Origin of the sequence: Bartonella japonica, assembly GCF_040545385.1 — a bacterium.
GTDB lineage: Bacteria > Pseudomonadota > Alphaproteobacteria > Rhizobiales > Rhizobiaceae > Bartonella > Bartonella japonica.
This window is the reverse complement of sequence record NZ_JBEPLT010000003.1, coordinates 112,536-121,739: the sequence shown is the minus strand read 5'-3', so window position 1 is coordinate 121,739 and position 9,204 is coordinate 112,536. Positions and strand designations below refer to the sequence as shown.

The 9,204-nt window shown below is 37.3% G+C and carries 10 protein-coding genes; 5 read left to right on the top strand and 5 right to left on the bottom strand.

Annotated features, from left to right (window positions below):
* From ABID39_RS02775 to rpsL, 4 genes are all read right to left on the bottom strand, one after another.
* On the bottom strand, positions 1 to 95 hold a 95-nt coding region (locus ABID39_RS02775), incomplete at its 3' end, for a GTP-binding protein (RefSeq protein ID WP_002972655.1).
* 63 nt (positions 96 to 158) lie between these two features.
* Positions 159 to 2,243, bottom strand: a complete 2,085-nt coding sequence (gene fusA, locus ABID39_RS02770) for an elongation factor G (RefSeq protein WP_354185798.1) — start codon at positions 2,241 to 2,243, stop codon at positions 159 to 161.
* Between the two features lie 29 nt (positions 2,244 to 2,272).
* Complete coding sequence (rpsG, locus tag ABID39_RS02765; RefSeq protein ID WP_354185796.1) at positions 2,273 to 2,743, bottom strand: 30S ribosomal protein S7; 471 nt, start codon at positions 2,741 to 2,743, stop codon at positions 2,273 to 2,275.
* 18 nt (positions 2,744 to 2,761) lie between these two features.
* Complete coding sequence (rpsL, locus tag ABID39_RS02760) at positions 2,762 to 3,133, bottom strand: 30S ribosomal protein S12 (RefSeq protein WP_004859227.1); 372 nt, start codon at positions 3,131 to 3,133, stop codon at positions 2,762 to 2,764.
* A gap of 481 nt (positions 3,134 to 3,614) precedes the next feature.
* On the opposite strand from rpsL, the gene xth reads away from it, so the two are divergent.
* From xth to ABID39_RS02735, 5 genes are all read left to right on the top strand, one after another.
* On the top strand, positions 3,615 to 4,406 hold the full coding sequence (gene xth / locus ABID39_RS02755) for an exodeoxyribonuclease III (protein ID WP_354185793.1): 792 nt from the start codon (positions 3,615 to 3,617) through the stop codon (positions 4,404 to 4,406).
* Between the two features lie 110 nt (positions 4,407 to 4,516).
* A complete protein-coding gene (locus ABID39_RS02750; protein WP_354185791.1) occupies positions 4,517 to 5,422 on the top strand; it encodes a transporter substrate-binding domain-containing protein in 906 nt (301 codons plus the stop codon).
* A gap of 138 nt (positions 5,423 to 5,560) precedes the next feature.
* Entirely contained in the window at positions 5,561 to 6,313 is a 753-nt protein-coding gene (locus tag ABID39_RS02745; protein WP_354185789.1) for an amino acid ABC transporter permease, read from the top strand.
* Between the two features lie 2 nt (positions 6,314 to 6,315).
* Complete coding sequence (locus ABID39_RS02740) at positions 6,316 to 7,032, top strand: amino acid ABC transporter permease (protein ID WP_354185787.1); 717 nt, start codon at positions 6,316 to 6,318, stop codon at positions 7,030 to 7,032.
* Between the two features lie 12 nt (positions 7,033 to 7,044).
* Positions 7,045 to 7,791, top strand: coding sequence for an amino acid ABC transporter ATP-binding protein (locus tag ABID39_RS02735; protein ID WP_354185785.1), 747 nt, complete (start codon positions 7,045 to 7,047; stop codon positions 7,789 to 7,791).
* A gap of 120 nt (positions 7,792 to 7,911) precedes the next feature.
* On the opposite strand, the gene ABID39_RS02730 is transcribed toward ABID39_RS02735, so the two are convergent.
* Positions 7,912 to 8,703 carry a tetratricopeptide repeat protein gene (locus ABID39_RS02730; protein WP_354185782.1) on the bottom strand — a complete coding sequence of 264 codons (792 nt, stop codon included), beginning with the start codon at positions 8,701 to 8,703 and terminating at the stop codon, positions 7,912 to 7,914.
* Positions 8,704 to 9,204: the final 501 nt, after the last annotated feature.

Sequence of the window (9,204 nt, the reverse complement as noted above, 5' to 3'; positions counted from 1 at the left end):
ATCGCTGCCGTCAAGGAAGTTTTCCCATGGTCAACGTGACCAATCGTACCAATATTAACATGCGGCTTCGTACGTTCAAATTTGCTCTTTGCCATTTGAGCTCTCCATTTTCCGTCCTAAATAAGGACTTAGTTAAAAATTAATGACGCAATTTAAAATCATGCGTACTTCTTCTGAATCTCCAAAGCAACAGCCGAAGGAACAGGTTCGTAATGATCAAACTGCATTGTATACTGTGCACGCCCTTGGCTCATCGAACGAAGAGTATTTACATAACCAAACATATTCGCCAAAGGAACCATTGCATTCACAACCGTAGCAATACCACGCGCCTCAGTCCCTGAAATTTGACCACGACGAGAGTTCAAATCACCAATAACATCACCAACATAATCTTCTGGAGTGACAACTTCTACTTTCATAATAGGCTCTAAAAGCTGTGCACCTGCCTTCTTAGCTCCATCACGGAAAGCAGCACGAGCAGCAATCTCAAAAGCCAAAACAGAGGAATCAACATCATGATAACCACCATCAACCAAAGTAGCCTTCACACCAAGCATAGGAAAACCTGCAAGAGGACCAGAACCCATAACACTCTCTATCCCCTTTTGAACACCCGGAATATATTCCTTCGGAACAGCACCCCCAACAATTTTTGATTCAAAAATAAAATCATCACCATCATGAGGTTCAAAAACAATTTTTACACGAGCAAACTGCCCTGCACCACCAGATTGCTTCTTATGCGTATAATCAATTTCCGCAGTTTTCGTAATTGATTCACGATAAGCAACTTGAGGTTGACCAATATTTGCTTCAACCTTAAATTCACGCCGCATACGATCAACAATAATATCAAGATGAAGCTCACCCATTCCAGCTATAATCGTTTGACCCGATTCTTCATCTGATTTCACACGGAACGAAGGATCTTCTGCAGCCAAACGACTAAGCGCAATACCCATCTTTTCCTGATCCGCTTTTGTTTTCGGCTCAATTGCAATTTCAATAACAGGCTCCGGAAACTCCATCCGCTCCAAAATAACAGGCTTCAAAGGATCACAAAGAGTATCACCTGTTGTCGTTTCTTTAAGACCTGCCAGAGCAACAATATCACCAGCAAATGCCTCCTCAATATCCTCACGAGAATTTGAATGCATTTGAAGCATACGCCCTAAACGCTCTCTTTTCCCCTTTACAGTATTTTCAAGAGAAACACCTTTTTGAACTTTACCAGAATAAATACGACAAAAAGTCAAAGACCCCACAAATGGATCATTCATAATCTTAAAAGCAAGCATAGAAAGTGGAGCATCATCTGAAGATTCACGCGTCGTTTCTCCTTCAGTTTTTACATCAATACCACTAATTGCTGGAACATCAACCGGAGAAGGTAAATAAGAAACAACAGCATCCAAAAGCGGCTGAACTCCCTTATTTTTAAAAGCCGTACCACAAAGAACTGGATGGAATTGAACTTCTATTGTTCCCTTGCGGATGAGAGCAATAAGCTGCTCATTGGACGGCATAACACCTTCTAAATAAGCTTCTGTCGCAGCCTCATCAACCTCAACAGCCATCTCAACCAGTTTTTCGCGATATTCCTCCGCTTTCTCTACCAAATCAGATGGAATTTCACTTACTACAGCCGAAGCACCAATAGAACCATCCCATCTTAATGCCTTCATCTCAACAAGATCAACGACACCTTCAAAATCATTTTCAGCACCAATCGGCAACTGCAAAACAAGCGCTTTAGCCCCTAATCGCGAACCAACCATTTCCACACTACGATAGAAATCAGCACCTATTTTATCCATTTTATTTACAAAAACCATACGCGGTACATGGTATTTCTCAGCTTGCCGCCAAACAGTCTCAGTCTGAGGCTCCACACCAGCATTCGCATCCAGCAACGCAATCGCACCATCAAGAACACGCAAAGAACGCTCAACTTCAATCGTAAAATCAACGTGCCCAGGCGTATCAATAATATTAAAACGCCGCTTCCGACCGTCACGCCCTTCCCAAAAAGTTGTAGTCGCAGCAGATGTAATGGTAATACCGCGCTCTTGCTCCTGCTCCATCCAATCCATCGTAGAAGCACCATCGTGAGTCTCACCAATTTTATGATTTTTGCCAGTATAAAACAAAATACGCTCAGTCATAGTGGTTTTACCAGCATCAATATGTGCCATAATACCAAAATTACGATAATCTTCAATCTTATATTCGCGAGCCATTACATTATGCCTTAAATTTCAAAAAACGCCTACCAGCGATAGTGAGAAAATGCACGATTAGCCTCAGCCATACGGTGAACATCCTCACGCTTCTTTACTGCAGAACCACGATTATTAGCCGCATCCATTAATTCACCAGAAAGACGATCAATCATCGTACTTTCATTACGTCCACGCGCCGCCGTAATCAACCAGCGAATAGCAAGAGCCTGACGACGATCCGGACGAACATCTATCGGAACCTGATAAGTAGCACCACCAACACGACGAGAACGAACCTCAATATGAGGAGAAACATTCTCCAAAGCCTTATGAAATAAAGCTACAGGATCTGACTTTACTTTATTCTCCACAGCATCAAGCGCACCATAAACAATACGCTCAGCAACTGACTTCTTACCATCAAACATGATAGCATTCATAAATTTTGTAATAACCAAATCACCAAATTTAGGATCTGGATTAATTTCACGTTTCTCTGCTCTATGACGACGGGACATCGGCTCTGTCTCTCAATATTATTTCGGACGTTTTGCGCCATATTTTGAACGACGCTGTTTACGATTCTTGACACCCTGCGTATCAAGCAACCCACGGATAATGTGATAACGAACCCCTGGCAAATCCTTCACACGACCACCACGAATCATTACAACAGAGTGCTCCTGAAGGTTATGCCCCTCCCCAGGAATATAACCAATCACTTCAAATCCATTTGTCAAACGGACCTTAGCAACCTTACGAAGAGCAGAATTTGGCTTCTTCGGCGTTGTTGTATAGACACGCGTACAAACACCACGCTTCTGCGGATTCGACTGAAGAGCAGGAACCTTATTGCGCTTAACTGGCGCCACACGCGGCTTTCGAATCAACTGGTTTACGGTAGGCATGTAACCTTCCTCTTTATCGATTTACGTTCGTCTTACCCATTTGGGCTTTTCTCAATTTCTATACTCTTAAGGCATCACCGAAGTAACCACCCAAGTACAAACAAAACCGGGTACACTCGCTATAAAAAGCTTACCCGACCACACGCAGAGAAGGCACACGCCTCTTGCACTAGCATTTGCTTTTAATCTTTTAACCCTGTCTGAATGTTATTCTGATAAACACCTAAAACACTCATACACTGATTACAGCAGTCTCTAATAGCGAGAACATATACATTCGTCAAGAACTAAACAGCAGAAAGTTTTTAAAAATGAAAATAAATTAAATTTTAATACTTTAAATTTGGTTTTTTTATAGGAATCCCTAACAAATTAGATTTTTATAAATAAGGGACCTACAACAAAAGATCCACCACATATTGTAAAGATTTATAGAACACTTTAACGTAGCAATTGAACAAATTATACAGATGGTATCAAGATGAGTACACTGAAAATAGCAACGTGGAATATTGCTGGAATAAAAGCACGGCATGAAACATTATATCAATGGCTACAACAACATCAGCCCGATATAGTTTGTCTACAAGAAATTAAATGTATAGATGAAAATTTTCCACGTGATGCGATTGAAACCCTAGGCTATCATATAGAAACACATGGACAAAAAAGTTTTAATGGTGTTGCGATTCTCTCTAAAAAAACGCCTGATGAAATTATCCGCCGATTACCAGGAAATGATAATGATGAGCAAACACGTTATATTGAAGCCGTTTTTTCAATAAATAAAAGAATTATTCGCATTGCATCCCTCTATCTTCCGAATGGTAATCCCATCAACAGTGAAAAATACCCTTATAAAATGGAATGGATGCAGAGATTGTACACGCATGCAAAGGTACTGCTTGCATATGAAGAACTCCTTATCTTAGCTGGTGATTATAATGTTATTCCCACGCCATTGGATGCAAAGAATCCTCAAGAATGGAGTCATGATGCTTTATTTCTTCCCCAAACAAGACAAGTATTCCAACGTATTATTCACTCAGGTTTTTACGACGCTATTCGTAATGTCACGGATAACCCTTCATTTAGTTTCTGGGATTTTCAAGCTGGTGCATGGCACAAAAATAACGGGATTCGCATAGATCACCTGCTGCTATCACCAGAAGCTGTCGATCAACTCATCTGCGCTTATAGCCAAACCGAAGTAAGAGGATATCAAAAACCATCGGACCATACTCCTGTTTGGGTTCACCTTAACTGCAGTTAATAAAGTACAGACTTGTTTTATCGAGCGAAAAAAAAATATCTCGCCTAAAATAACAAATTATGCTACACAAAGCAAACAAATGGAAATTTAATAAATAAACAGAGGGCATAATGAAAAAATTACTACCTATATTTATTGCAGCAACATGGTTTGGATTGACGAATATTGCACATTCTGAAAATGATACACTTAAAAAAATAAAAAAAACAGGGGAAATCACTCTAGGAGTTCGTGAATCATCAGGTCTGGCCTATGCCCTTGGTGACGGGAAATATGTAGGTTTTCATACGGAAATGGCAGAGCATATTATCGACGATATTTCAAAAAAAATTGGTAAACCAATTAAAATTCATTATCTCCCTATCACATCCCAAAATAGAATTCCTCTTTTGAAAAATGGCACCTATGATTTTGAATGTGGCTCAACCACAAATAATGTTGCTCGCAGTAAAGAAGCAGCATTTGCTTATACCACTTATATTGAAGAAGTTCGGATTGCCGTAAAGAAAAACTCTAATATTAAATCTCTTGCCGATTTAAATGGAAAGAAAGTTGCAACCACAACTGGTACAACCGCTATCCAACTTATCCGTAAAAATAAACGTGCAAAAAAAATTCACTTTACAGTTGTTCAAGGAAAAGATCATGGAGATAGCTTCTTATTATTAGAATCTGATCGTGCAGACGCATTCATCACAGATGCTTCAATTCTTGCTGGACATATTGCTAAATCAAAAAATCCATCTGACTACGTTATTCTTGATACAGTACTTTCAATCGAACCCATCGCTTGTATGCTCCGTTTAAACGACAAAAATCTCGAACAGACAATCAATGATAGCATCATACGTCAAATAAAAGATGAATCACTTGAAAAACTTTATGATAAATGGTTTATGAAACCAATCCCACCTGCGAATACAGCTCTCAACCTTCCTTTATCCAAAGCCACCAAATACGCTTGGGAAAATCCAAACAATAAGACTCGCGAAGATTACAAAGAAAATAATTTGTAGAATTCTCAATAAAGCACAACTACACTCTTTTTAATTGAGTGTATTTGTGCTTTATTTCAACTTTTAATAAACTTAACATGAAATAGTGTTGAGTTATTACTCTTTTTGCAGGTGATTTTATTAAGGAAATATCAATTAATGGACTTCTCTTTCCTTTGTACAGATGATCTTAATCAAACATTCGTAGCTGGATGTCTTGGGACTTCTGGTGTAAATTACACCTATTTAGATACACTGCTCGATGGCTTTAAAAATACAGTTATATTATCTATTTCTTCATTAGTTTTAGCCGTGTTTTTGGGTGTCATTATAGGGACAATGCGTACTCTCCAAAATAATTCCATGATTTGTTGCTTTTTGCGTACTATTGGAAGCATCTGGGTGGAAGTTATGCGTAACATTCCTCTGCTTGTGCAAGTCTTTTTATGGTATTTTGTTGTGCCTAAGATTTATCCACCAGCAATAAATTTTTCATCCATTCTCTTAATAATCTGTGCCTTGGGATTCTTTACATCCGCCCGAATCGCAGAACAAGTTCGCTCAGGTATTGAGGCGATTCCCTCTGGACAACGCTACGCAGCTATGGCAATGGGATTTACAACCTATCAAAATTATCGTTATATCATACTACCACGTGCTATACGCACAATTATGCCCCCGCTTACTTCAGAAGCAATGGGCGTTGTAAAAAACTCATCTATAGCATTTGCAGTTTCAATCAATGAGCTAATGCAATTTCAATACCAAACGATTGAAGAAGTAAGTCATATTTATGAAAACTATCTAATCGTTACGGTTCTTTATATTTTTGTAGCTTTATGCGTATTTATCATAATGACTATCATTGAACAAATGCTTAAAATTCCTAATTTTCGAACAGAGGAACACTAAATATGATAAATTTCATACCCTCTCAGTTTGGATTTTCTTCTCCTTTTCATTTTTCAGACTTTGATTTTTCATTTTTCACTTTTGATATATTTTGTTCTTACATTTTATCAGGATTGTTCTTTAGTGTTTTTCTAACTATTTTTGCAACGGTATTAGGACTTATTTTCGGAACACTTTTAGCAATGATGCGGCTTTCTTCTATAAAGCTACTCTCTTGGTTTGCAATAATTTATATAACTGCCATGCGATCAATACCACTTGTTATGGTTATCTTATGGTTTTTTGTACTTTTACCTTTTCTAACTGGCACATCAATTGGTGCAAATAAATCAGCACTCATTACCTTTACTGCATTTGAAACCGCTTATTTTGCTGAAATTATACGTGCCGGTATAAGTTCCGTTTCGCAAGGACAGAAATATGCGGGACAAGCTCTCGGAATGACGTATTGGCAAAATATGTATATTATAATTCTTCCCCAAGCCTTGAGAGACATGCTCCCAGTCCTTTTAACACAGGTTATTATCCTCTTTCAGGATACAACGCTTGTTTATGCAATCAGCGGAAATAGCCTTTTGAACGGTTTTGATATCGTTGCTAATAATTTTGGTGTAAAGCAAGAAGCTTATGTCTTGGCGGCTATTTTTTATTTTGTTATTTGTTTCACATTGTCGCAAATCGTTTCATATTTACAGAAAAAAGTATCCATTATTCGCTAACAGGGGGAAAAAATGTCTACACATATGATCGAAATAAAAAATGTTTCTAACTGGTATGGCGAAGTTAATGTTCTTAAAAACTGCTCAACCAATATAAACAAAGGAGAAGTTGTTGTTGTTTGTGGACCTTCAGGCTCAGGGAAATCAACACTCATTAAAACCATTAATGCTTTAGTTCCTTTTCAAAAAGGTGAAATTTGGATTAATGGAACTCCCGTTCATTCAAAACAAACAAATCTGCCTAAATTGCGTAGTCAGGTAGGAATGGTATTTCAGCACTTCGAGCTTTTTCCACATTTATCTGTCACAGAAAATTTAACAATTGCACAAGTCAAAGTCCTAAAGCGCAGCAAAAAAGAAGCACTTGAGCGCGGTTTATTATACCTTGAACGCGTTGGGCTCATTGAACATAAAGATAAATATCCTGGTCAACTTTCTGGAGGACAACAACAACGTGTTGCTATTGCCCGTGCCTTAACTATGGATCCGCTTGTTATGCTTTTTGATGAGCCAACATCTGCTTTAGATCCTGAAATGGTAGGTGAAGTATTAGATGTCATGGTGAGTCTAGCAGAGGAAGGTATGACAATGATGTGTGTAACCCATGAAATGGGATTTGCAAAAAAAGTTTCAGAGCGTGTTATATTTATGGACCAAGGAACAATTCTCGAAGACTGTTCATCCAAAGAATTCTTTTCATATTCCCAAGCGAGAACATCACGCACACAAGAATTTTTATCTAAAATCCTTAACCACTAACCATCACATTGTGATGAAAAATATCTCTATATATTATGGGTATCCCTCTCTACTATAAGTATAAAACATGAGAGGCTAAAATCTAATGTCAAAAATGATAAAGAATGTGTAATAAAATATTCAAAAGATGTTATTTTTTTTAATATCACCAACCAGAGACATTACCATACGTTTTTCAAATTCATCACAAAGAGCAAAAGCATGTTTTTGCAGAGGACGGATCCAATCTCGATCTTTTATATTAGCTTTCTCATAGGCTACAGTTAACATTGCTGCACCATGAACGGTTTTTCCTGCCTGAAGGAGCATATTTCCAAGCATCGCTTGAGCTGGAGGATTTCCTTTTTTTGCTGAAAGCTGAAACCATCGTGCTGCCTGTACAAGGTTTTTTTCTCTTCCCTCTCCTTTTAAAAATATTTTACCCAACTGGTACTGAGCTTTGGGATTTCCATAATTCATCGCAGCCTGCATATAAAGACTGGCTGCATAAGAAGGATTAGATTTTACAGGCGATTGAGGAATGCCTTTTGTTATATACTCCGCAAGTTTAACCAAAGCATCAGAAATATAGCTCTCATCCTCTGAACCAAGATAAGCACCTTTTTCAACAATATATGCAAAAAAATTATATGCCTTATAATCATCTACAGAGACACCATCACCATCTGCATAAATATGGCCAAGTTTCCAATTTGCTCCAATATTACCCATATCAGCGGCACACTGAAATGCTGAAATAGCCTGATTTATTTGACCATTTTTATAAGAAAACATACCACGTTTTAAAAAATCAAACGAATGATCAGGAACCTTATGTGCGCTATTTGCATTCATTACATAAGCAAGAAGAATAACACCCCCAAAAGCAATTATAATTGCAACTTTTTCGCATATTTTGAGTTTGTTCATCACATGCCCCCCCTATCTCAATTCCACCTATTACAATAGATTCACAGTGCTTGTAGCAAGAGAAAAAGATATTTTAAATATCAAAATTTTAACAAAAAAAGTAAACAAACAGAAATCATCTAAAATCTATAACCAAAAGAATCTTTCATCATCCTGTAAAATAATTTAGTTTTTAAAAATGAATCAATGTCCTGTTTCTACAAAATACCTTGCTGTCATTGTATTTTGTATTTTAAACATTCTTACTATGATCAAAAAACTGTTCAATAGAAAAGTATACTGAAAAACATTCTAGAATGGATAAAACCTGTAATTAATAGATTATTTAAATACAAGAAAAACAAACAACTTAAGTGAACCAATATAATGAATGCTCAGCTATGTACTTCATAAATGCAAAAACAATAAAGCTCTATAATTTTTTTTATGAAAGCATTTCATAAATAACGCTAAGAGTTGAAATTGAAATACAAAAGAGACTCTCTTAAAAGAAAAACTTTCTAT